This is a genomic window from Herpetosiphon llansteffanensis (assembly GCF_003205875.1).
Lineage (GTDB): Bacteria > Chloroflexota > Chloroflexia > Chloroflexales > Herpetosiphonaceae > Herpetosiphon > Herpetosiphon llansteffanensis.
On the sequence record NZ_PUBZ01000083.1, the window covers coordinates 60,496 to 84,076 of the forward strand.

Annotated in this window: 22 protein-coding genes; 5 read left to right on the forward strand and 17 right to left on the reverse strand. The window is 51.5% G+C overall.

Going from position 1 to position 23,581, the window contains the following annotated elements; genetic code table 11:
• Window position 1 precedes the first annotated feature (1 nt).
• Window positions 2-1,033 carry a TolB family protein gene (locus tag C5S61_RS08870; protein WP_110514702.1) on the forward strand — a complete coding sequence of 344 codons (1,032 nt, stop codon included), beginning with the start codon at window positions 2-4 and terminating at the stop codon, window positions 1,031-1,033.
• A 218-nt stretch (window positions 1,034-1,251) separates the two neighbouring features.
• Here C5S61_RS08870 and holB read toward each other — a convergent pair whose 3' ends face one another.
• Window positions 1,252-2,322 carry a DNA polymerase III subunit delta' gene (holB, locus tag C5S61_RS08875; protein ID WP_240614479.1) on the reverse strand — a complete coding sequence of 357 codons (1,071 nt, stop codon included), beginning with the start codon at window positions 2,320-2,322 and terminating at the stop codon, window positions 1,252-1,254.
• Between the two features lie 50 nt (window positions 2,323-2,372).
• Between holB and C5S61_RS08880 the strand changes: the two genes are divergently transcribed.
• Window positions 2,373-3,257 (forward strand): GNAT family N-acetyltransferase, encoded by an 885-nt coding sequence (locus tag C5S61_RS08880; RefSeq protein ID WP_110514704.1) that lies wholly within the window; start codon window positions 2,373-2,375, stop codon window positions 3,255-3,257.
• Window positions 3,258-3,518: 261 nt separating this feature from the next.
• Complete coding sequence (locus tag C5S61_RS08885) at window positions 3,519-4,049, forward strand: hypothetical protein (protein ID WP_110514705.1); 531 nt, start codon at window positions 3,519-3,521, stop codon at window positions 4,047-4,049.
• 140 nt (window positions 4,050-4,189) lie between these two features.
• On the opposite strand, the gene C5S61_RS08890 is transcribed toward C5S61_RS08885, so the two are convergent.
• From C5S61_RS08890 to C5S61_RS08925, 8 genes are all read right to left on the reverse strand, one after another.
• Window positions 4,190-4,780: a hypothetical protein gene (locus C5S61_RS08890; RefSeq protein WP_164689298.1), complete on the reverse strand. Its 591-nt coding sequence runs from the start codon at window positions 4,778-4,780 to the stop codon at window positions 4,190-4,192.
• 105 nt (window positions 4,781-4,885) lie between these two features.
• Window positions 4,886-5,467, reverse strand: a complete 582-nt coding sequence (locus tag C5S61_RS08895) for a hypothetical protein (RefSeq protein WP_110514707.1) — start codon at window positions 5,465-5,467, stop codon at window positions 4,886-4,888.
• 95 nt (window positions 5,468-5,562) lie between these two features.
• Window positions 5,563-6,198, reverse strand: coding sequence for a GNAT family N-acetyltransferase (locus C5S61_RS08900; RefSeq protein ID WP_110514708.1), 636 nt, complete (start codon window positions 6,196-6,198; stop codon window positions 5,563-5,565).
• 2 nt (window positions 6,199-6,200) lie between these two features.
• A complete protein-coding gene (locus C5S61_RS08905) occupies window positions 6,201-7,460 on the reverse strand; it encodes a DUF58 domain-containing protein (protein ID WP_110514709.1) in 1,260 nt (419 codons plus the stop codon).
• 9 nt (window positions 7,461-7,469) lie between these two features.
• Window positions 7,470-8,450: an AAA family ATPase gene (locus C5S61_RS08910; RefSeq protein WP_110514710.1), complete on the reverse strand. Its 981-nt coding sequence runs from the start codon at window positions 8,448-8,450 to the stop codon at window positions 7,470-7,472.
• A gap of 30 nt (window positions 8,451-8,480) precedes the next feature.
• Window positions 8,481-9,365 (reverse strand): GNAT family N-acetyltransferase, encoded by an 885-nt coding sequence (locus C5S61_RS08915; protein ID WP_110514711.1) that lies wholly within the window; start codon window positions 9,363-9,365, stop codon window positions 8,481-8,483.
• A 3-nt stretch (window positions 9,366-9,368) separates the two neighbouring features.
• Complete coding sequence (locus C5S61_RS08920; RefSeq protein WP_110514712.1) at window positions 9,369-10,214, reverse strand: DegV family protein; 846 nt, start codon at window positions 10,212-10,214, stop codon at window positions 9,369-9,371.
• 173 nt (window positions 10,215-10,387) lie between these two features.
• Window positions 10,388-11,020 (reverse strand): guanylate kinase, encoded by a 633-nt coding sequence (locus C5S61_RS08925; protein WP_110514713.1) that lies wholly within the window; start codon window positions 11,018-11,020, stop codon window positions 10,388-10,390.
• An 83-nt stretch (window positions 11,021-11,103) separates the two neighbouring features.
• Between C5S61_RS08925 and C5S61_RS08930 the strand changes: the two genes are divergently transcribed.
• The gene (locus C5S61_RS08930) at window positions 11,104-12,840 is read left to right on the forward strand and encodes an Rqc2 family fibronectin-binding protein (RefSeq protein WP_110514714.1); all 1,737 of its coding nucleotides are present in this window, start codon (window positions 11,104-11,106) and stop codon (window positions 12,838-12,840) included.
• A 561-nt stretch (window positions 12,841-13,401) separates the two neighbouring features.
• Here C5S61_RS08930 and cphA read toward each other — a convergent pair.
• The 5 genes from cphA to C5S61_RS08955 all read right to left on the reverse strand — a co-directional run bounded on the left by cphA (window position 13,402) and on the right by C5S61_RS08955 (window position 20,019).
• Entirely contained in the window at window positions 13,402-16,086 is a 2,685-nt protein-coding gene (cphA, locus tag C5S61_RS08935) for a cyanophycin synthetase (protein WP_110514715.1), read from the reverse strand.
• A gap of 125 nt (window positions 16,087-16,211) precedes the next feature.
• Window positions 16,212-17,096: a cyanophycinase gene (locus tag C5S61_RS08940; RefSeq protein ID WP_110514716.1), complete on the reverse strand. Its 885-nt coding sequence runs from the start codon at window positions 17,094-17,096 to the stop codon at window positions 16,212-16,214.
• 234 nt (window positions 17,097-17,330) lie between these two features.
• On the reverse strand, window positions 17,331-18,047 hold the full coding sequence (locus C5S61_RS08945) for a carbonic anhydrase (protein ID WP_110514717.1): 717 nt from the start codon (window positions 18,045-18,047) through the stop codon (window positions 17,331-17,333).
• Window positions 18,048-18,496: 449 nt separating this feature from the next.
• Window positions 18,497-18,835, reverse strand: coding sequence for a VOC family protein (locus C5S61_RS08950; RefSeq protein ID WP_110514718.1), 339 nt, complete (start codon window positions 18,833-18,835; stop codon window positions 18,497-18,499).
• Window positions 18,836-18,849: 14 nt separating this feature from the next.
• The gene (locus C5S61_RS08955; RefSeq protein ID WP_164689299.1) at window positions 18,850-20,019 is read right to left on the reverse strand and encodes a glycosyltransferase family 4 protein; all 1,170 of its coding nucleotides are present in this window, start codon (window positions 20,017-20,019) and stop codon (window positions 18,850-18,852) included.
• A 484-nt stretch (window positions 20,020-20,503) separates the two neighbouring features.
• Between C5S61_RS08955 and C5S61_RS08960 the strand changes: the two genes are divergently transcribed.
• A complete protein-coding gene (locus C5S61_RS08960; RefSeq protein ID WP_110514720.1) occupies window positions 20,504-21,214 on the forward strand; it encodes a YqjF family protein in 711 nt (236 codons plus the stop codon).
• A gap of 324 nt (window positions 21,215-21,538) precedes the next feature.
• Here the strand turns inward: C5S61_RS08960 and C5S61_RS08965 are convergent, their stop codons facing one another.
• The 3 genes from C5S61_RS08965 to C5S61_RS08975 form a co-directional block, all read right to left on the reverse strand.
• The gene (locus C5S61_RS08965; protein ID WP_110514721.1) at window positions 21,539-22,519 is read right to left on the reverse strand and encodes an NAD(P)H-quinone oxidoreductase; all 981 of its coding nucleotides are present in this window, start codon (window positions 22,517-22,519) and stop codon (window positions 21,539-21,541) included.
• Window positions 22,520-22,607: 88 nt separating this feature from the next.
• Window positions 22,608-23,114: an acyl-CoA thioesterase gene (locus C5S61_RS08970; RefSeq protein WP_012190778.1), complete on the reverse strand. Its 507-nt coding sequence runs from the start codon at window positions 23,112-23,114 to the stop codon at window positions 22,608-22,610.
• Window positions 23,111-23,575: an ABA4-like family protein gene (locus C5S61_RS08975; RefSeq protein WP_110514722.1), complete on the reverse strand. Its 465-nt coding sequence runs from the start codon at window positions 23,573-23,575 to the stop codon at window positions 23,111-23,113. Before C5S61_RS08975 ends, C5S61_RS08970 begins: the two co-directional genes overlap by 4 nt.
• Window positions 23,576-23,581: the final 6 nt, after the last annotated feature.

The following is a 23,581-nucleotide window of genomic DNA, read 5'->3' on the forward strand; positions in this document are numbered from 1 at the left end:
CATGCGATTCATGATTTGTGTTCTTGTTTGTATTCTCTTGTCGAGTTGTGGGGCTGCTAGCTCGCCGACGGCCACGCCGCCAGCTGCGGTTGCCCCAACGCTTGGCACTATTTCGCTGATTATCTCGCGCGGTGGCGATTTGTGGCGCTTCGATTTGCCCGCTAAACAGTGGACGCAATTAACCAGCGAAGCGCCTAATGCCTATTCAACTTTCCCAAGCATTGCCCCCGATGGCAAAAGCGTGGTCTATTCGTATCGGCCTCCGGTGCCAACCCCAAGTGCTGAACAACCATTTGTGGTTCCAGTTAATCACGCCAACCAAATTGCGGTCACTGGTGGAGCCAGCAAAGCGTTGTTTGTGCCCGAGGCTGGCAAACGCGATGGCCAGCAAATTTACGATTCACTCGATACGCCAACATGGTCGCCTGATGGCAAAACCTTGTATGGCGTGTATCAGACCTTGCGTTTTGATAACGATGGGGTCTTTTTGCAATCTGGTAGCTCAATCGTCGCGATTGATGTTGCTAGCGGCACGCAACAAACTATCGTGATGACCGGAACGTTTCCTTCGATCTCGCCTGATGGACAGCAAATGGCGTTTGTGCGCACCCGCGATGGCATTTATCCAACCCTTTATCTCTACGATTTACAAACCAAGCAAGAACGGGTGCTGTTTGATCAACCAGAATTGGTCAGTGCTTTGGAAGCGCCGATTTGGTCGCCAGATGGCAAAACGATTTATCTGGCCGCTAGCCCATTGACGCTTGGCCAACGCCAACCAAGTTGGGTCGATTGGTTCGTCAAGCCTGCTGCGGCCCATGGTTTGGGTTGGCAGGTGTGGTCGGTCGATGTCGCATCTGGCCAAGGCAAAGCAGTCAATCGCGAAATCTTCGAAGATCCTCGGATTGTGCTCGATGGTTCGCTATTGTATGTTTGGACGTTCTCTGGCCTTTGGCAAATGGATTTGGTGGGCAATCCACCAGTGTTAATCGAAGAACCAGGCGACATCGGCGGCATGACGCGGGTTCCCTGATAAGAACATAGAGCATAGAGCATAGAACATAGGGGGCAGAGAGATGGATGAAGGCCAAAGCCAAAAATCAAAAGTCAAAAGTCAAAAATCAAAAGCCCAATCTCAATAATCTGTGCCAATCTGTGGCCAAAAAAACTTAATCTTCGCGTCCTTCGCGCTCTTCGCGGTTTCAGTCCTTCGTGCTCTTCGTGTCCTTCGTGGATCAAAACTTCTGATCACTACCCCTTCGCCCCAGCTAAATTGAGCAAAACTCCTTCAAGCGCCAATTGAGGGCTAACATTCTCGCGAATTTGAGTCACCGCATCGTTGATGCCTTTGAGCGTTTTATGAATTGCTGGCAACGGCAGACGCGCGAGCGCTTGCAAATCCTCAATGCGATCAATATTAATCAGGCCTTGCTGTGTGCCAGCAGCGGTCAGCAGCACATCGCGCCACCAAACTTGCCATAATTCGAGCATGGCAAACAGTTCGTCGCGCTCGCGATTGGCTTTGCTCCAGCTTTCGGCCCATTTGAAGCGCTCGACCAACGGCTTGCTTGGCAATTCGATCAAGCTCTCAAGTTGTTCGGCGCGGGCTTGCAAGAGGTCTGGCGATTGGGCGACCGTCGCGGCCCAGCCAATGCGGCCTGCACTCCAAGCTGCTACAATCGCTGCATCGGCGGGGGCAATTTGCCAGCGTTCGATTAATGCTTGGGTTACTTGTTGGCGCGGCACTGGGCGCAGTTTCAGCACATGGCAGCGCGAGGTGATCGTTGGCAACAAATCGCCAGCGCTATTGGCAACCAAAATCAAGGTAGCAAACGGTGGTGGCTCTTCAAGCGTTTTGAGCAAGGCATTGGCTGCTTGTTCGGTCATGGTTTCTGCGTCGTGCATAATAAAAACCCGCCGTCGCCCTTCGTATGGCCGCAGCGCAATATCGGCCTGCCATTCGCGCACGGTGTCAATGCCCAAGCGGGTTTTGACGCTTTCGCTGGCTTTTTGTTGGGCTGCTTGTTCCGCCAAGCCAACAATCCGCACATCAGGAAAATTGCCTTTGGCAATGCGCTTGCAGGCGCGACATTCGCCACAAACATCGCCATTGTTGTGCTCGCAATTGAGCGCTTGGGCGATGTGCAACGCCAAGGTTGCTTTGCCAATATTGGGCAAACCGGTGAGCAAATAGGCATGGCTGGCCGAATTACGGGCAATTGCCAAGCGTAATAATTCAATCGCCCACTCATTTCCGATGATATTCCATGCTCCCACCGCTGTACGCTCCAATCCATCCAACGAATGATCTCGTTTTGCCATGATACCAACAAAATAGCGTAGTACCAAATAGCCGAATGTGAGGTAAATAGATGCCAACGATTAACCGTATGCAACCAGACCAGATTGACCAAGCAGCCGCGTTTATGGCTCAATTTCAGCACGAACCAAGCACCCATTTGGGCTTTGCTGGCGCGCAAGCTGATCAAATTGCTCAAACATGGCGCGAGCTTGAGCTGCCAATCGAACAACAATTTGCTTTGGCTAGCAACGATGGCCAATTGCAAGGCTTGATTGGCCTAGAGCAAATTTCGGATACTGGCCGCGCTTTCTTGTGGGGGCCAATTGCCTTGGGCGACCAGCGCTTTGAGCTTGCCGATGGCTTGCTGGCTGAATTATTGCCCGAACTAAAGCCACACGTCACCATGATTGATATTTTTTGCAATTTGCAAAATCAATTTGTGCGTGATTGGGCTGCGCACCAGCAATTTTACCAGCGCAATACCCACGCAATTCTCGCCTACAAACGTTCACAATTAACCGACCATGCAACCGCTAGTGAGGTTGAAGCGTTGCCAGCAGAATTCCATGCAGCGTTCTGCGAATTGCATGATCAATTATTTCCTCAAACTTACTATAGCGGCAGCCAAATTCTCGAACGAATTAATCACGATCGCCAAGTATTTATTATGCGTGACGGTGAACAATTGTTGGGCTATATTCATACCGAGCGCCAACCAGAATTTGCCGAAGCAGGGATTGAATTTGTTGGCGTTGCGCCGATTGCCCGTGGCCGTGGAATTGCCACTAAAATTATGCAGCATTGTTTAACATGGATTTTTAGCGCACCTGAGATTCAGGAACTTGAATTAGTTGTTGACCAAGATAATCCAACTGCGCGCGGTTTATATGAAAAAGTTGGCTTTCGTTTATCTCATGAGATGATTAGCTTACGTCGCGATGTCGTAGCGCAATAAATACATAATCGAATATTAATAAGCAAAATAACGTGGCATGCCACGTTATTTTTATTTTAAGCGCCGCTTCTTGCTACATAGGAGTTAAATCTATATCAAATTAGCTCTGTTAACGCCACGGATAAATGTTAATGTAGCGAGCTATATACATAACGATCTATTAATTATTTTTATAACTTGGGTTATAATACAGCATGCATTGCGAGAAACATCCAAAATAACGTTGATTCTCCTTTCTCAACGATGCGCAGAGGAGTCTTTATGGAACGCCGGATGTTGTTACATCATCCAACCAGCGACCAATGGTTGGTCATTGCGACGACTGATTCGCAGGTTTGTAGCGCCGTATCAGAACCACTCCACCCCGATCAGCTTGGCTTCCCCTTGGCTACGTTTCCATTGCACTCAATTGAAGATCATGGTGAGCCTGTCGAATTGGCCGAATATGTGTGTATTCGCACCAATCGCGAGGAAAGTAGCGCCCACGAAATTGCCGATATGCTGAATAGCGCAATTATGTTGGAGCTTGACCATAAGGCGGCGAACCTTGGCTTGGGTGAAGGCGATCAGCTTTTTGCCCAGCAGCCGCAACGCTATATCCAAGAGATTGAGCAATGGCTCAACACCCCACACTCGAATTTAAACCTCGAATTTTTGTTGATCGATCAAACCGAAACCCAAGCTCTTTTTCAAATTACCGATCCCACCACTCGTCAAGTTTGGCGCTTGACCCGTACCATGCCCAGTGCCGATGCCAAACCCGATGGCGTTGGATGGGGTTGGTCGGCCTAATTTACAATCCCCCGTGGATCAGCGCTTGATCCACGGGGGATAATTTTTTAACCACAAAGAATGCGAAGGGCTATTGGCTCTAGGCTTTTGGCTTTTGGCTCTACAAACCAGTGAAATCCTATAGCTCAGTGTCTGAATCGCTAGGTTATAGCTTTTTTTCGACGATTATGAATTGGCTGAATTAGAAGAAGCCCCAAGCCGTTGATTAAGCTGGCGCAGCCCATCACCATCTCTATGCTTAAAGCCAGACCAGCGTCGAGCGAACTATTAACCCACATAACTGTCAACGAAGCCGTTATCCAACTAAAGAGCATGATTGGAACCCAATGTAGCATCCGATAGCCAAATGTGCGCAAAATCAAGGCTTGGATACTACTAACAATCAAACATGTTATTGCAATTGAGATTAATTGTGTAGTGAGCCATTGATCGAGCGTGAAGCGCGGGCCAAGATTGCGAACCATCTTCAATATTAAATAATCGATACTCAACATATATCTTACGATGAGAATCACACTTATTACGCCAAACGTTGCTCTAAACCATGGCTTGGCTAAATTGGCATCAATTGTGCGTTTTAATAGCCAAGCCTGCCCATAACTTATACTACCAATGCTTATTAGCGCGGTTGCCATAATCAGACCTAAGAAAAATAAACCGTCGCTGGCGGGAGGAGCTTGCTTAAGATAGGCTGTTAATAGGAGACTCAACAGCAGCGCTGGAATATGCACGCCAATCCAATAAACCCATGTAACGATGGGAATTCGCAGCCGTTGTGAGCGGGCATGGGCAACTTCATACATTCTCAGCCTCTTTCTCGAATAACGGGAGCTATATTAATTTGAGCTTGTTTGATTGATGGCTGGGTTTGGTTTGATCAAGAAGAGTGCCAAACCACTCAAGATACTACTGATAATGATTTGCTGCGAATAAATCACGAACTCATAAAGACCAAATTGGGTGCTTGCAACCAATACAATTTCATTTACTCCATAAATAAGCAAATGAATCAAGATCCAATAGTGCATAGTATAGCCATGCTTTTTCATCAGCCGATATTGTACAGATGCAATCAAAATTGAGCTGATCAAGCTACCTGGAAATCCAGGAAATAATAGATGGATTCGGATGACCCAGCGTAAAACTAGGTGGATACCTATTGAGAGGATAATCCATGACTTAAAGATACTGGGCGTAATAAATTTGCTGAGTACCCACGCTTGCGTTGCATAAATTAGCCCTTCCGCAAGGACTAACCCTGCCATAAAGATGATAAATCCAAGCAAATTGAAATCCGCTATGCGCGGGAAGATCAGCATAAACAATGCTATCGCTAGTTGCGGCCCAATCCAAAGCCCGAAAGCGTTTAGCGGTAGTCGGATTTGTTGGGGTGTTTGGGTGGTATTTGAATTAACCATAGTAATTCCCTTCGCTCAAAAGATGGTGAGCCTACTATGGCATAGCAACAATAACAATTCAATGATAATTTGGTAGGTTTATGGCTAGTCCTTGTTTACCCCAATGGTTTTTGCATCAAAATATTCGGAATTGTCACGCGATCGAGCCATTTGGGCGAGCGATAGACCGTGCGATAGCCTAAGCGCTCGTATAATTTGGCTGCTTGCTGATTATCGACGATCACTTGTAGTTGTGCGCCAGCAACCTTGTGAGCGGCTAATTGCTGCTCAACTGCCTGCATAATCGCCGCGCCATAGCCTTGGCCGCGCTGTTGTGCTCGCACCACAATGCCATGAATGTAGGCATAGTCGGGGTTGAATTTCGGCGCTGGCATCAGCATCGAGGCCGCAACCGTGCTCAGCAGGTGCATGGTGTGTTTCAAGCCAATAAGTTGCACTGCCATGTTCAACGTGCCGCGTGGCACGCGGTCGGGGGCTGGTTCGTTGGGAAATTGAATGCCTGCCATGCCGACAATCTCGCCTGCTTGATTGCTCACGACATAGCGCCCGCGCACTCCAGCAAAATTGTTGGCGTGCAAGGTGTAGCGCAACAAGGCTTGGCGTTGGCTATCTGCTCCGCGCAACGAATCGGGCAATTCTGCATCATACAAATCGAGCAACAACTCGCCCAAAATCGCCAAATCGTTGGCGTTGGCTGGGCGTAATTCTACAGTTGGTTGATTGTGTGTCATTGCTAACTCCGCCCCATGGCCCGAATGGCTGGTTCGGCCAAGGCGCGATCTAAGCCATCGCCAGCATGAATTCGATAGACTGGCACGCGTAGTTCGGCCAAGCGCGCAAAGGTTGGCTCAGGGTCGCGCCAGCCGCCAAACGATTTGCCATCGAGAAACATAATTGAAGCCCGTGCGCCACGATAGACCAAGCGTTGCACCGCCGCCACCCAGCGTTCATCAAGCGCCGCCGTGATGATCAACAATGAGGAATTACGGCCAAAACGTTGGCTTTCAGCGGCCAATAATTCAGCTAACGAGGTGTTGCTGGTGGCATGCAGCATCGCCAATGGCTCTAAAATTTTATACAGCTGGCGAGCTTCACGCTCAGGCAGAATAATTTCCCGTTGTGCGCCGTAGGTCAATAAGCCAACGCTGCGATTGAGCCGCAACAAGTGGCGGGCCAACGAAGCCGCCAAGGTAATGCTATATTCCTCGGTAGTGTTGGGAATCGCAATTTTGCCTTGCAAGCTTTTGATAATCGCCGGAATCGCTGCATCGGGCTGGCCGTGGTGAAAACGCTCTTCCATATCTAAGATGATCCACACATCTGCCGAAGGATCAAGCTCGAATTCTTTGACCATCAGCGCGCCAGTACGCGCGGTCGAACGCCAGTGAATGCGGTTGAAACTATCGCCTGGCACATATTGGCGCACGGTCGAAACATTGGGCGTAACGTGAAATGTGCGCGAACGCACATCTTGGCCACCAATTAGCTCAGCGGTCGGTAGCTCGAATTTGGGCAAATCGACCGTTGCCGGATAGACCAAAAGATCGTGGGTCAGATCGACCATTTTGTGCAGTTGGAAGATACCAAAAGGATCGCCGCTGCGCACTGAAACTGGCCCCAAGCGCCATTTGCCGCGTAATGTACAGGGTGTGCGCACCATCCAGCGTCGTTTCTCGCGGCCTGGAATATAGCTCACAAAGCCCGACCCATGCGAAGGCAAATCGGAGTGATCGCGTACTTCGACCCAGAGTTTGGGCAATGGCCAGGTATTATAAATGGTGATTCGTTCGCGCACTGTTTCGCCAACTTGGGCGCGGGTCGTGCTCGATTCGCGCTCAATCTCGAGGCCTTCGAGGTTGCTCCAGGCCCAAGCATAGGCAATCACCAACAACCCAAGCAGGGTATAGGTCAAGTAATAAAAGAAAGGAATATTACTCGAAAGCCCAGTCAGAAACAGGATAACAGCCAAGATAAGGATGCCTAATGCCCGCATATGCTGCCCCTATTGTGCAACCGCTGGCTGCCGCTCATATCGTCGCCCAGCGCGTGCGCCTGGTACGGGCACTTGGCTTACAATTTGGTGAATCAATTCGTCTGCATGAATGTTGCGAATTCGCGCTGCTGGGCTGATGATCATGCGGTGCGCTAAGACAGGTTTGACCAGCACTTTAATATCATCAGGAATGACATAATCGCGACCTTGCAATGCCGATAAGGCTTGGGCTGTGCGATAGAGCGCCAACGAGCCACGCGGGCTAGCGCCAAGATAGACATCGCTATTGTTGCGGGTGGCGGTGGTAATCGCCACAATATATTCTTTGATCTGCTCATCAACATAGACATCGCGAATTTCAGCTTGCATTTGTTGCAATTCTTCAATCGTGACGACTTGCTCAAGCGCATCGATGGGGTGCGCTTTGCGTTGGCTCTCCAAGATCGCCAATTCATCGGCCTTGGCGGGATAGCCCAGCGTAATCCGCAGCAAGAAGCGGTCGAGTTGAGCTTCGGGCAAGGGAAAGGTGCCTTCGTACTCGATCGGGTTTTGGGTGGCTAGCACGATGAAGGGCTGTGGCAATGGGCGAGTGATGCCGTCGACGGTCAATTGGCCTTCTTCCATGCTTTCGAGCAAGGCCGATTGGGTTTTGGGCGTAGCGCGATTAATTTCATCGGCCAGCACCAAGTTGGCAATAATTGGCCCAGGCCGAAACTCAAACTCGCCCGATTTCTGATTGAAAATCGAAACCCCGCTGACATCGGTTGGCAAGAGATCGGGGGTGAACTGAATGCGCTTGAAGCTACAGCCAATGCTACGGGCAATTGCCTTGGCAAGGGTGGTTTTGCCCACGCCTGGCACATCTTCCAACAGCACATGGCCGCGACACAACAAGGCAATCAGGGTTAAGTCCACAGCAGCGCGTTTGCCGATGATGACCTTTTCGACGTTGGCCGCCAGCCGTTGAGCTATATCTTGCACATGTTTCACTTCAAGATCCTCCCGAAAACAGAGCCACGCTTAGATATCTTTGACTAAAACAGTTTGGCGTTCGCCGTTGCGCATAAACCCAAACCACTCGTAGAGCCGTTGGGCATGTTGGTTGGTATTTTGGGTATTCAGCGAAAGCAACTGCACGCCGTTTAAACTACACCAATCGACCAATTCGGCCAAAAGCCGCACTCCAATGCCTTGGCCTTGCAGCGTCGGATCGACCGCAATCCGCACGAGATGGGCCATGATGCCGCCATGGTGCACGGTTGCAAAGGCATAGCCCACAATCGTTTGGTTGAGTTCGGCCACAATATAAAATGGCGCAACCGGAAAAACTCCAGCCAGAATTGTGCTACTTTTGACCCATTCGGCGGCAAAGGCCGCAGCATCGATCTTGGCAATCATCGGCACATCAGCGGCTGTTGCTGGGCGAATCCACGCCCCAGTATTGCCCCAAGCAGGAATGTGCATTGCCCGTTTTTCGTAGCCCACCACATCGAGTTGTTGCTGATAGCCTTCGTGCAAAACCCACGGCAAGAGCCAACTCGCATCGCGTTCGTCGCTCATCAGCAGCAAGCGCTCAACTCCTCGGGCCTTGGCATACTGTTCGGCAGCCTGCAAAAATGTCGTTACCGCCTCGGCGGGGCGCAACGAATGATGCACGATCAGCGCGCGAATCCAGGCAATGGGGCCAACTGCGTAGCCCATCAGCACACAGCCCCACAATTTGCCGTTGTATTCCAAAACAATGCTCAGTTGATCGCTGAGAGTTAGGCCAAACTCATCGTGGGGAATCGAAAGCGAAGCCCAAGGTGTTTGCTCAAGCAAACCCATGAGCGGTGCGAGATCGCTCTCAAGCAGTGGCCGCATCGCCAAATCGTGAATGCTGGGAACGCGCCGAAACAAATGCATAATTTAGGCTTCTTCTCGCAAGACCGAAATGCCCAATGCGCCCGGCCCGCCGTGTACGGCCAAAACTGGGCCAGCATCGGAAATTAACAACGGGATGCCTGGAAAATGCTCGGCAACCTGTTTGGCAAAGGCCTCTGCTTCTGCTTGCACGTTGGTGTGCAAAATGCCCATGCGCCGAATTTTGGCACTGCCGACAAACTCTTTTGCTTGTTGAATCATCATGGTCAGCGAATCGGCGCGCGAGCGAGCGCGGCCAACCATCTCTGCTTGGCCTTTGCGGTCAAGCCCCAAAATTGGGTAGATGCCCAAGAGCGAAGCTGCCATTGCACCAATGCGACCCAAACGACCGCTCAGCCGCAAATAACGTACGGTTTCGAGCGAGGCCACGGTCAAGATATTCGGAATTTGATGTTCGATTTGCGAAACGACCGCTGCGGCGCTAGCTCCACTGGCCATGGCTTCGGCGGCTTCGAGCACCAATAAACCGGTGCCAAGCGCAAATTGACGTGAATCGATGTTATAAATCATGCGGCCTTGAACCCGTGAAGCTGCTTGCATGGCGTTGGCATAGCTTTGGCTAAGCATCGAACCAACATGAATCACAATGATGTCATCGGCTGGGTGTTGACGAAAATAATTAATAAACTGGCCTGCCGACGAAGGCGCAGTTGTTGGAATAACATCTTCATGAACTAAACGGCGATAAAATTCATCGAGTGAGACATCTTCGCTTTCGCGCAGATTGCCATCGACAAATTGAATGGTAAATGGAATTAATTCAATGCCATAGCGCTGAATAAGCTCCATTGGCAAGCTCGATGTAGAGGCGGTAACCAATGCAGTGGTCATGTTGTTCAATCCTCGGAGCCACACAGACACTCCAATGCAACCCTGCGGTGGAGCATAGATTAATAAGTATTATAGAGGTTTTTTGGTTTGCCCGAAAGTGCTACTTTGATGAAGAGATGCTGAGGAAATGGGCTTAACCAGCCACGCTTGACCGATTAAGCCCAATTGAGGTTTTAGAGTTTAATCCGGCGGGGGCGAATACGCGATTTTTCAGCCCGAATAATTGCTTGAATCATGCTTGCTGCTTCGTCGGGTCGTGATTCAGGGTTCATCACCACATAATCGAATTCATCGACGCGGCCCATTTCTTCTTCGGCCAAGGCCATGCGCTGCTCTAAGCCTTCTGCCGATTCGGTGCGGCGCAGGCGCAGGCGGTTGGCCAATTCGGCGCTCGATGGTGGCACAATGAAGATCAAAACTGCATCGGGCACTAATTTGCGCATGGTCGCAGCGCCCTGCACGTCGATCCGCAAAATCACATCTTTGCCACTGGCAAGTGCATCGCGCACCTGCGATTTGGGAATCCCCTTGTATTCGCCATAGACCACGGCATGCTCCAACAGGTCATCATTGGCGATCATGGTTTCAAATTCATCTTTGGAAATAAAATTATAATCAAAGCCTTCTAATTCGCCTGGGCGTTGGCCACGGCTGGTGGTGGTGACCACAAAATGAAAGGGCATGCCAAATTCGCGCATCCGCATCAACACCGTATCTTTGCCAACCCCTGATGGGCCTGAAATAATCACGAATAGCGGCACAGGAGCCTGGTTGTGCAAAATCGGGTTGAGTTCTGGGTGTGACACAATGCCTCCTAAACTAAGGATTGCTAAATTATTGACGATCCGCCAATGCTTGAGTACGATTGAGCCATGAAGGAGAATCGTCTATGCACATTGATGCGCTTGTTGTAGCAGCGATTGTCGCTGAATTACAGATTTTGGTTGGCGGCAAAATTCAACAGGTGGTTTTGCCAAATCCCGATAGCGTGGGCTTTGAAGTCTATGCCGATGGCCAGCGCCACCAGCTGTTGCTTTCGGCCAATCCCAAATTTGCCCGCCTGCATACCGTGCCAACCAAACTAACCCGTGACCCGAATGCCGATTCGCCTTTGTTATTGTTGTTACGCAAATATGTTCGCGGCGGACGAATCACGAAGATCGAATCTGCGCCATTGGAACGGGTTATTTCGCTCAGTATAGCCAAGATGCCAATTCCTCGCAAGGAACTAGAGCCTGATGAGGATGACGACGATGAGGTGATGCTTACGCCGCGTTATAGTGAGTTGGTACTAGAAATTATCGGCCATTCATCGAATCTTATTTTGGTTGATGATAATGGTTTGGTCTTGGAAAGCATTCGCCACTATAACCCGCAGCGTTCGCAACGCCCAATTATGCCGCGTAGTATGTACGAAGGGCCGCCAAGCCAAGGCAAAAACGACCCGCGCACGGCAACCGCCGCCGCGATTGCGGCCTTGGGCGGCGATTTGGCCAAAGCCTTGGTAACTGAATATAGTGGGGTTTCGCCGCAAACTGGGCGCGAAATTGCTTGGCGCGCAACAGGTGCAACCAGCGTCGAAATTTCGCCAGCACTTGATTTTGAATCCATCGCCAACCAGCTGCGCGAATTAACCAGCCTCGCGACGATTGAACCAACCTTAGCTCGCAACGCCGAAGGTAAGCCGATTGGCATCGCCGCGTTTGGTTTGCAGCATCAAGCTCATAGCGAAGCCTACCCAAGCATGAATGAGGCTTTGGCAACCGCCTTTGCCGAGCTTGATCAGGTGACGGCCCATGCTCAACGCCGTGATGCCTTGCTCGAACGGGTGGCCGAAGCTCAACGCCGCGCCAAAACCAAGGCCGATCAATTGCGCACTCAACTGGCACGCGTCGAACAACTTGAACAATTGCGCTGGGAAGGCGAAATGATTTTTGGCTATATTTATGCGATCAAACCTGGCCAAAGTGAATTATTGCTTGACCAAGGTGTAATCACGCTTGATCCAAAATTGTCTGCGGTGGAGAATGCCCAGGCTCGTTTTCGCGAGTACGACAAAGCCAAAGGCGCGTTGGAAGATGTGCCGCAGCTGTTGGAACAAACCGAGGCCCAAGCAGAATATTTGCAACAAACTAACGATTTGCTGAGTTTGGCCGAGAGTTTCGCTGAAATCGAGCAATTTGAGCGCGAGTTGATTGCTGGCGGCTGGTTGCGCCAAACCATTGGCAAAGCCAAGAGTAAGCCCAATTCGAGCGTTGGTCGTGGCCCGTTGCGCGTGATTTCGCCCGATGGTTGGACGATTTTCGTGGGCCGTAGCGCCGACCAAAACGATGAAGTGACCTTTAAGCTTGGTCAGCCAGAGGATTATTGGTTGCACGCCCGCGAACGCACTGGTGGCCATGTGATTATCCGCATGCAAGCTGCAACTGTGCCGCCGCGCACGCTCGAACAAGCAGCCCAACTGGCGGCCTACTATTCATCAGCACGCAATGATGGGGCAGTTGAAGTCGATATTTCGCTGCGCAAACATGTGCGCAAAATCAAAGGCGGCCCACCAGGCTTGGTACGCTACACCGCCGAACGCACATTACGAGTTGAACCGAAGAAAGAGCAGAAAAAAGCATAGAACATAGAACATAGAGCATAGGGGTTGAGGATCGGTTGTTAAGATCCCCTCACCCCAACCCGTGCGCGGGCGAGGGGCTTTAACACCGTAGCTCTCCCCCAATTCCTTGGTGAGAAACGGTCGGCTCCCCCTCGCCCGCGTCCAGTGGGAGAGGGGGTTGGGGGGTGAGGGCATGCTCATCGTTGTCAATCCAATGAACCATTACACATAGAACATAGAGCATAGGGGTTGAGGATCGGTTGTTAAGATCCCCTCACCCCAACCCCTCTCCCGTGCGCGGGAGAGGGGCTTTTTCACCCAGATCGCTGGGAAATCAGCGTTAACTCCCCCTCGCCCGCGTTTTCGTGGGAGAGGGGGTGAGTGCATGCTCCTCATTGTTAATCCAATGAACCAGTACACACAGAGCATAGAACATTTGGGGATCAGGGGTCGGGGACTGGGGATCAGGTTATGGCCTAGGAAGAACATCATCAAAAAATCTGTGCAATCTGTGGTTAAAACAAGCCTTTGTGCAATTCGTGGCTCAACTGACCCCTGACCCCCAACAACCGACCCCTCGATCTAAATCACACGCCCAACTTTGCTTTGGGTATCGCGCTGCTTGCGCCAATAGATAATCTGCTTCCAAGCATCGGTTGGCTCATCGGCAAAAATCATCAACAAATCGCCACGCTGCGCCGAATCTAAGGCCAAGGCAATTGCCTCGCGCTCTTGGCGGTGGTATTGAATGTTGCTCTCAGCAAAGCCAGCGTCAATCAACCCCTCGCGAATGTAGCCAGGCATTTCACCCTCTTTGCGTCCGCGCAAGCTGGTATCTTCTTTGATGATGATCTGATCGAATACCCCTGAGCCGAGCAAGCGCCCAATCTCACGAGCATCAACTTCGCGCCGATCACCTGGCACCGAAATGACACAAATCGCTTTGCCTTCACGTGGCAATTGACGAACGACATCAACCAGATTGCCGACCGCCGCCGGATTATGCCCATAATCCAAAATTACGCGGAATGGGTGTTCATCAAAAACGTTCAAGCGGCCTGGCGTTTGGTAGAACGAAGTCGTGAAGGTGCGCAGCCCTTGGCGAATGTTTTCGATGCTAATGCCCAAGCTATAGGCCATTGCCGCAGCTGCCATGGCATTGGCAACATTAAATTTGGCTCGGCCTTCCAAAGTCGCGGGAATCAGGTGCGTCCATAAGAGCGGAATATGTCGACCCTTGTCGTAGAGAGTCACCATATCGCCGTTGACCCCTTTTTCGACCACAATTGCCCGTCCGCCGTTTTGCACTTGTTCGCGCACCAACGGATTGGCCGGATCGAAGCTGAAGTAGAAGGGCTTGGCGCGGGTGCGGCTGATCATTTTGGCCACTAATGGATCATCTGCATTCAAAACGGCCCAGCCATCACGCTTGATCACTTCGATGATCAGCGATTTAACTTTGGCCATCTCTTCAAGCGTGTCAATCCCACGCAGGCCAAGGTGATCGGCACTAATATTGAGAATTGCCCCAACATCCACCTCGTCGTAGCCCAAGCCTTCGCGCAAAATGCCGCCGCGCGCCGTTTCGAGCACTGCCGCATCAACGGTTGGGTCGCGCAGCACCATGCGCGCCGATTTTGGCCCAGTCATATCGCCGCGCAACACCCGCTCGCCGTCGATATAAATGCCATCGGTGCTGGTCATGCCAACGAGGTAGCCCGCCATTTTGAGAATGTGGGCGGTCATGCGGGCAGTGGTAGTTTTGCCGTTGGTGCCAGTTAACGCAGCCAACGGTATGCGGCTCGGTGTGCCCGCTGGAAACAGCATATCGATAACTGGGCCAGCTGCATCGCGTGGCGTGCCTTCGGAAGGCGCAACGTGCATGCGAAAGCCTGGTGCTGCGTTAACTTCAACAATCCCGCCGCCAACTTCGCTCACCGGACGGCTAATGTCGGGAATGATAAAATCGATCCCAGCCACATCTAAGCCCACGATTTTAGCAGCGCGAATTGCGATTTGCGCATTTTCGTAATGAATCATATCGGTGCGATCGATCGCCGTGCCGCCAGTTGAAAGGTTGCCAGTTGAGCGCAAATAGAGCAATTGGCCTGCATCGAGCACCGTTTCCAAGGTTACGCCAGCTTTTTCCATGCAGCGCTCAGCTTGATGATCAATTTCAAGCCGCGTCAAGACGTTTTCGTGACCAACCCCGCGCCGTGGATCGCTATTGACGATCTCGACTAATTCGGCGACCGTGCGCTGGCCATCGCCAACTACATGGCCTGGCACGCGCTCTGAAACCGCGACGACCTCGCCATTAATCACCAATACCCGATGATCGCTGCCTGGCACTAATTCTTCAACAATCACATACGAGCGATGCTCTTGGGCTTGGGCAAACGCGACCTCAACTTCGGCCTCGGTCGTTAGGCCAATCGAAATCCCGCGTCCATGCGAGGCATCCAAAGGCTTGACCACCAAAGGATAGCGCAAGCGCCGCGCTGCTTCAACCGCACCCTCAGCCGAACGCACCACGCGTTGGCGTGGCACTGGCAAGCCAGCATCCTCAAGCAATTTGTTGGTCAATTGCTTATCTTGGGCAACTTCGACCCCAATATGGCTGGTTTGCGAGGTGATTGTGGCTTGAATGCGTTTTTGATATTTGCCATGGCCAAATTGCACCAGCGAATGTTGGTTCAAGCGCAACCATGGAATCCCGCGTTCTTCGGCGGCCTTGACCAACGAAGCTGTGGAAGGTCCAAATGCCAATCGCACCGCCATACGAGCCAAATCTTCCTTTTCGCGCACCAGATCGAAGGTCGCGCGTTCGGCGGCGGGCATGGCTGAAGGCAATTCTGCTGGCAGCAAAAATTGAATCAAGCGCAGCGCCAAATTGGCTGCCTCGATGCCAACATCCTCTTGGCCATATTGAAAAATAACAAAATACTGGCCCTCTTGGCCAGTGCCACGGGTTTTGCCTTGGGTGACATAGGTTCCAGCCAAACACTGCAATTCGAGTGCCAAATGCTCCATCACATGGCCAAGCCATGTGCCGTTGCGCAGCCGCTCCACAAAGCCACCTGGTCGTCCCAACGAACAATGATGATCATCGAGACTTGGCACGAGCGCCAACAAACGATCAACGAAATCCCCCAATACATCGGTTGGATAAGCCTCAAGTTCTTCGAGATCAACCGTCATGTTGATAGCTGGCTTATACAACCAATAGTTAGGCCCACGATAGACGCGCGTGTCGAGAATTTTCATCGAGAAACCTCCACAGAATAGTGGCAATGGGTAGGCTAGAATTTTGGGGAAATAGGGAAAGTGGGTGGCGCAGCGTTGAACCACGTTGCGCCGTATTGTACCACGAGCGGCTAACGCACCAAGGTTTAGACAATATCGCTATCGGCAGCAGGTTGCTCAAGCCGTGGAGCCACAGGCAAGGGTGGCATAACCACTGGCGGAATGACCTCACGTTTGATCAGATCATACGACCAGCCACGGGTCAGTACATGCAATTTCACGCCAACGATGGCCTCTTTTTGGCCAACTTTCAGCTGGTGAATGTTGCTATAGGTAATGCCAGAGCCATCGACTACCGTCACTGAGCCTTCGCCAATCACCTGCATCAGATGATCATCATCGATCTCGGCGGCGGTGTTTTCATCGAGGCCCAACCCAATCAGAAATGGATTAAAGCTGACTGCCGCAATTAAACGCCCAAGCCGATGGCGTGCGCCAAAGTGTTGATCAAGCACGACCCGATTGGTTAAGCCAAGCCCTGGGCCAAACTGCACCATGCCATAGCGTGGTACCAGCCCTTTGGCTCCATATGCAATCATATGTGCACTCATCGCCGACGCACCTGCACTGGTGCCCGCCACCGGAACCCCCCGCGCGTTAGCTCGCCGAATAGCAGTGGCAACTGGTGTGCCACCAAGCACAGCCGTGAGCTTCAATTGATTGCCGCCGGTCATGAAAATGCCCGTTGCGTGGGAAATAATTTCAAGCGCCTTGGGATCATTGGCGTTGATCCGTTCGCGCACTGGCAGCAGATCGACGCTGGCAACGCCTAAATTGCCAAAGACCTCAAGGTATTCGCGGCCACCATCAGGTAGTTCCGAGGCGGTGGGAATAACCACGATGCGGGCATTGGTTCCACCTGCAAGGTCGAAGAAGCGTAATAGAATTAACCGTCTGCGGTGCAAATCCATTGCACCGCCAATTGGCAGCAACGCGCCGCGAACGTGTCCATCTGGCACTGGCGAAGGCATATCCGAGGTGTCCTTCCATGACTGGAGTAGCTTTAACGCTGCATTATTACGGATAGCACTCCATTGTGCAAATGAAGGAGCTGGAGAGCAAAGAACGTAGAACAATAGATGGAAAGGTTAATTGTGTTAACGATTAGGCTTCAGGAGGTGACTCATTTCGCAACTACGAAGAACGCGAAACTCACGCAGTGGTATGTTCTATGCTCTTTGCTCTATGTTCTTTTCCCCTTGTTGCTAATCAAACGCTAGTTCATCGGGGGTAACGAAGAAATCAACAGCGCCGCTGCCAATCTCATAGTAGGCTCCGATGACAGCAATTGTGCCAGCCGCTTCATAGCCTTGCACAACTGGGTTTTGGCGTAAAAGCGCTACTTGCGCGCGCACATGCTGGGTTACGGCCTCGCGCATGCGAGCTTTTTCGTCGCGAATTGCTGGCAAACGCTGACACACAGGCCGAATTTGATCAATCAGATAGCGAATATTGGCCGATTCTTTGGCAATTTGCTCGTCGCTAGCTAGCGCTGCTTTAACTGCGCCACAGCCCTCATGGCCCATAACCACAATCAACTTGCACTTAAGATGCGAGATCGCATATTCAATGCTTCCCTGCGTTGCCTGATCGACAATTTGGCCAGCCACCCGCACCACAAACAAATCGCCCAAATTACAGTCGAAAATCATCTGCGGCGGTACGCGGCTATCCGAGCAGCCAAGAATCACCGAAAATGGAGTTTGGCTAATAATTTGCGAGCGACGTTGATTGACGCTCACTACGGTGCGCTGGGTTTCGCCGCTAAAAAAGCGTTCGTTGCCCAGTTTCAGCGCCTCAATTGCTGCCGCAGGTGTACTGACTTCAGGGCCACGCAGATTGGCAATATCTTCCATTGAGGCCCGACCACGAATCGCATCAAGCAGTTGGCGATCCTTGTTTTCATCAGCAAAATCAGTCATCATGCTCCTCGTAAATTTGATTCATGAAGTACGACTAAGCACCACGAAGGCTTGAAACCGCGAAGATCGCGAAGGTTCAGTTTTTTGCCATAGATTGCCCAGATTATTTTGATTATGCTCTATGCTCTCGGTTGACAATTTCTGACCCCTGACCCCTAGCCCCCGACACCTCTACGCACCACGAAGGTTCAGTTTTTCGCCACAAATTGCCCAGCTTAGCTCAGATTCATAGTCCCAAAAGCCAATTGCCTAGAGTCTATAGCCATGGATTCTCTGCGTTACTCGTTGATCCACGAAGAACGTGAATTGCGCAGATGAAAATTTCCTCCCTCATAATTCATCCTTCATCCTTTTATTCGCCACAGATTGCACAGATTAGTTTGATTATGCTCTATGCTCTCGGTTGACAATTTCTGACCCCTGAACCCTAGCCCCTGAATCCTGACCCCTCATCCCGCAGTGTAAACCGTTTCTGCTGGTGGGTAGCAAATAACTTCGAGCACATTATCGTTGGGATCGCGCAGATAGAAGCCTTTGGTTCCATCGCGATGGCGATCAATCGGCTGATTGTGCTGGGCTGCAAGGGCATTCAGCTGGTTTTCATCAACACGCACCGCCACATGCGGCGGGTGTTGATAGGCCATGACCAAGGCCAACTTGCCTTGACCAATGCGCAAAAAAGCCCATGTATCGTCAGCATATAACACTTGTGCGCCACATTGCGCAACATACCACGCAGTTGATTCAGCAATATTGTTGACAACAACCGCCACATGATCCATTTCCATGCGCAAGCTCCTTGCTAAAGTAAGGCCTGATAGTGTTGCTGTAATTGCAGGCCAATTGCGCGCCAATCGTAGCGATCGGCAATTAACTGGCGGCCTGCATCGCCAAGTTGTGCACCCAAAGCTGGGGTTTGCAAGATGCGTACAAGCGCTGCGGCAAAATCTGCTGGGCGTTCGGCAAATAGGGCATGTTCTTCTGGTTTGAGTGGCAAGCCTTCTGCAGCCAACGCAGTTGTTACCAATGGCAAGCCCGCCGCCAAGCCTTCGAGAATTTTAATCCGCACGCCGCTACCCCAAAAAATTGGTGCTGCTACGACCCGACTTTGACGATAAACTTGGCGCAAATCGTCGACTGTGCCTAGCACTTCAATTGTAGCACTCGCCAATTGTTGAATCTCAGTCGTGGGGCTGCGCCCTGCTAGCATTAATCGCGCTTCAGGCATTTGAGCTTGGACTAACGGCCAAACCTCGCGGGCTAGCCACAAAGCGCCTTCAACATTTGGCGGATGAAAATAATTGCCCACGAACAGCACTTGCTGCGGCGCTTGCTGCTGCCGACACAATGGCCATTCAGTTAAATCAACTCCTGATGGCACGGTCACAATCTTTAATTTTGGCTGCCAACGAGCCAAGGTTTGTTGATCAGTCTCGCTGAGCGTGACCAACAAATCGCAATGGCGCAAGGCTCGCTGCTCATAGAGCCATAAACTGAGCAATCCTGCTAGGCGGCGGGCACGCAGCGGCCAGCTTTTTTCACGTTGCAAACGTCGCCACTGGGCCACAAACCCAACTTGGTGCACGGTACAAATAGTTGCATGCACGCCCAAACGCCGTGCAAACGGCGCATATTGGGCCATCGTCGTGCCTTCAAGTTGCAGCAAATTCGGGGCCGCTTGCTGCCAACGCTGTTGCAAATAATCCAGCATCGGCTGCGAAAACTCCAAATCAACCGCTGGCGGGTCGAGGTTGCGCCGAGTTGGTTTGGTTGGTGCAAACGCCCGCAAATCGCGACACCATTGCGTTAGCGGCCCCCAATCAACGGCTTCAGGTTGCTTGGTTAAACAATAACTATCGACGGTATAATACTGACTTAATTGCCGTAAAGCATTGAGACTATGGGTTTTCGCGCCAGCATGGGCTGGATACAGCGGGGTTGGGGTCAACATACTGAGGCTTGCAGGTTGCATCAATCGGCCTACCGAAGCTAAAGAACCATTGGCCTCAGTATAGCAGACGAACAGAGAACATAGAGCATAGAGCATAGAACATAGAACATAGAACATAGAACATAGGGGGCAACTCAAAAGTCAGAAGTCAAAAGTCAAAAATCAAAAGTCAGAAGCCAGAAGTCAGAAGCCAGAAGTCAATAGCCTATAGACATACAATCGTTTAACGCAGAGGAAGGATGGCTTTTGGCTATGGGCTTTGGTCTGGCACAATCATAATCCCAAGAATCTGTGCCAATCTGTGGCTAAAAACCTTCGCGTGTTTCGCGGTTTTGATCCTTCGTGCCTTTCGTGGATTAATTATTAACGCAGAGGGAATTTGGCTATGGGCTTTGGTCTGGCACAATCATAATCCCAAGAATCTGTGCCAATCTGTGGCAAAATTATGGGTTAGTACGCTTGACTGAACACTGAACCCCGATCCCTAATCCACCAAGGAGCAAGCATGACGATTGCATTTTTAACGGCCCAATGGGCCAATCTTGGCTTGATCTCGTATGCAGTGCCAGATCAACTTTTACAGCCCTATTTGCCAAATGGCTTAGAGCTTGATCGGCGCGATGGCTCAGCGTTTGTTAGTTTGGTAGTATTTGATTTTCTGCAAACCAAGGTTTTAGGCGTGGCTTGGCCCGGCTTTCGCAACTTTGCCGAGATGAATTTGCGCTTTTATGTGCGCCGTGGCCAGCAACGCGGCGTGGTGTTTGTGCGCGAAATCGTGCCCCAATGGCTAGTTGCCACTCTCGCGAACGTGATCTACAACGAGCCATATGTGGCCGCACCTTTGCAAAGCCAAACCCAGCACAGCCCAGGCCAAATCACGGTTGAGCACACGTTATACTGGCAAAGCCAAACCAATTTGGTCAAGCTGAACGCCAGCAATCAGCTCTATCACCCTGATGCTGCAAGCACTGAACATTTTTTCAAAGAACACGAATGGGGTTTTGGGCGCAGGCGCAATGGCAAGCCGATTATCTATCGGGTTGAGCACCCTGAGTGGGATGTGTATCCCGTGGAGCGTTACCAACTGCACTTCGATTGGGGTGCGATCTATGGCCCGCAATGGGCTTGGCTTGCCAACGAAACGCCCTATTCGGTCGTTTTGGCCAAAGGCTCGGCGGTTAAAGTCTTTCCCCATCAAAAGTTGCCCAACCCATAGAACATAGAGCAAAGAACATAGAACAGAGCAAAAGGATGAAGGATGAAGGATGAGGGATGAAAGCCAAAAGGTAGAAGCCAAAAGCCCATAGCCTCCTCCTCAACATCTGTGCAATCTGTGGCTAAAAACGTCTCCTTCTTGCCCTTCGTGGATCGGAAATTTAACGCAGAGGCGCAGAGCAACGATGGCTATGGGCTTTTGGCTATCGGACATGGGTTGGAATAGGAAAAGCCGATAGCCCATAGCCAATTGCCTATAGCTATCGTCCTTCGTGCCCTTCGTGTCCTTCGTGGATCAAAACTATGTTCTATGTTCTCTGTTCGTCTACTTCACGCGCAGCACAATTTTGCCCACGTGCTGGCTTGATTCTAGCAAACGATGGGCAGCGCTAGCGTCGGCCAAATCAAAGACCGCTTCAATCACTGGCTCAAATGTGCCATCTGCAAAACGAGGCAATACATCCTGAATCATCTGTTGGGTCAGCGCAGCTTTGGCGGTAATTGGGCGCGCGCGCAAGGTCGTGCCGCATATCGTCAATCGTTTGAGCATTAGCATGCGCAGATCAAGCTCGGTTTGCGCCCCGCCCATGGTTGCAATAATCACCAAGCGCCCGCCAACCCGCAAGCTGGCCAAGTTATCATTGAAATAGCTGGCTCCTAGCATATCCAACACCACGTCAACGCCTTGGTGATCGGTCAGTTCTTGCACACGCTCAGGCCAGTTTTCAGTGCGATAATTGATACCAGCGCTTGCCCCCAATTCACGACAGCGCTCAATTTTCTCCGCTGAGCCAGCAGTGATAATCACTTCAGCGCCGCGCCAACCTGCCAGTTGAATCGCCGCCGTGCCAATACCTGAGCTGCCGCCATGCACCAACAAGCGTTCACCAGCGCTCAAACGACCCCAGTTAAATAAGTTGTCATAAGCGGTCATCCAGACTTCGGGAATGGCAGCTGCTTGTTCGTAGCTCAAATTGGCTGGAATTGGCATTGCCAGCTCTGCCGGAATCACGACTTGTTGGGCATAGCCGCCGCCTGGTAGCAAGGCACAAATTCGCGTGCCAAGCGCTGGCGCTGTCACTCCCGCGCCATGGCCAATCACTTCGCCAGCAATTTCTAACCCTAAAATCTCCGACGCTCCCGCTGGTGCTGGGTACATGCCGCGGCGTTGCAAAATATCGGCGCGGTTGACGGCAGTTGCATGTACTCGAATCAACAATTCGCCAGCTTGTGGTTGTAAATCGGCAACTTCGGCCAATTTCAAAACCTCAGCATCACCAGCCTGATCAAACACAATCGCTTGCATAATTCACCTCGTTAATCAAAAAACGCTTCAAAAAAATGCCCCTCGCCCGCATTCAGTGGGAGAGGGGTTGGGGTGAGGGCATGAAATTCTAGAACGTCAGAGGATCAGCGGGAATCGGCGCATCGTTGGCTTTGAGCCGTTCGCTAATCAAGGCTTTGATCTTCGCGCCATGCTCCCAATCGGCCTGTTCGGTTGGCGTTTCGACCAACAAACGCGGAATCGCAGTTGGACGGCCATCAATGCCCACCGAAACCATCGAATAGAAGCCGGTTGTGCACCAGCGCCGTTCGCCAGAAATTGGGTCTTCGGCCCAGGCATCGATGCGCACAATCAGCGAGGTTGTGCCGGTGTAAATCACCTTGGCCAGCATATCGACCAAATCGCCATGATGAATCGGCGTGCGAAAATCGATGCGTTCGGTCGAAGCGGTGACGACTTGTTGGCGGCAAAAGCGAATTGCAGCAATCGCCGCCGCGCGGTCCATCATCGCCAACACTTCACCACCAAACATCGTGCCATGGTTATTGGTCTGGCCGGGCAGCACAATATCCGACATGCGAATCAGCGGCGTGCGCCGGATTGGGCGTTCGTTCACGCTGCACCTCGCACGCGCAACAGCACTTGATAGTAGGCCAAGCCCAATGGCCCGCTCATCAAGGTGCAAATTAGGGCTGGCACAATCAGCCAGTGTGGAATATTTTTCTCTTGAGCATCGCGCAAAATCGCCCGCCCAACGAAGAAATCAAAGATTAAATAATGCGTCCAGCCAGCAAATGTGCCCTTGGGGCCGCCCTCTTGAAACAACTTGCCAATCGAATCGAGGGTTGGATTGAGCATTGAGCTGAAATTAAAGCCTTTGCCATCGTTTTCAGCGAGTGCGCCACCCAACATGGCTGCGTAGAGACCGCCCATCCCAATAAAAAAGCGATCATCGTTGATCACCCGTTGTGTCCAGCGTGAACGTGGTGCGCCGATCATCAGCAGCCAACCTGGAATAATCGCGAGGTTTGCGAGGCTAAACAGGCGATCCAACCACGGTGAACGAGGTGTTTGCATAACCAA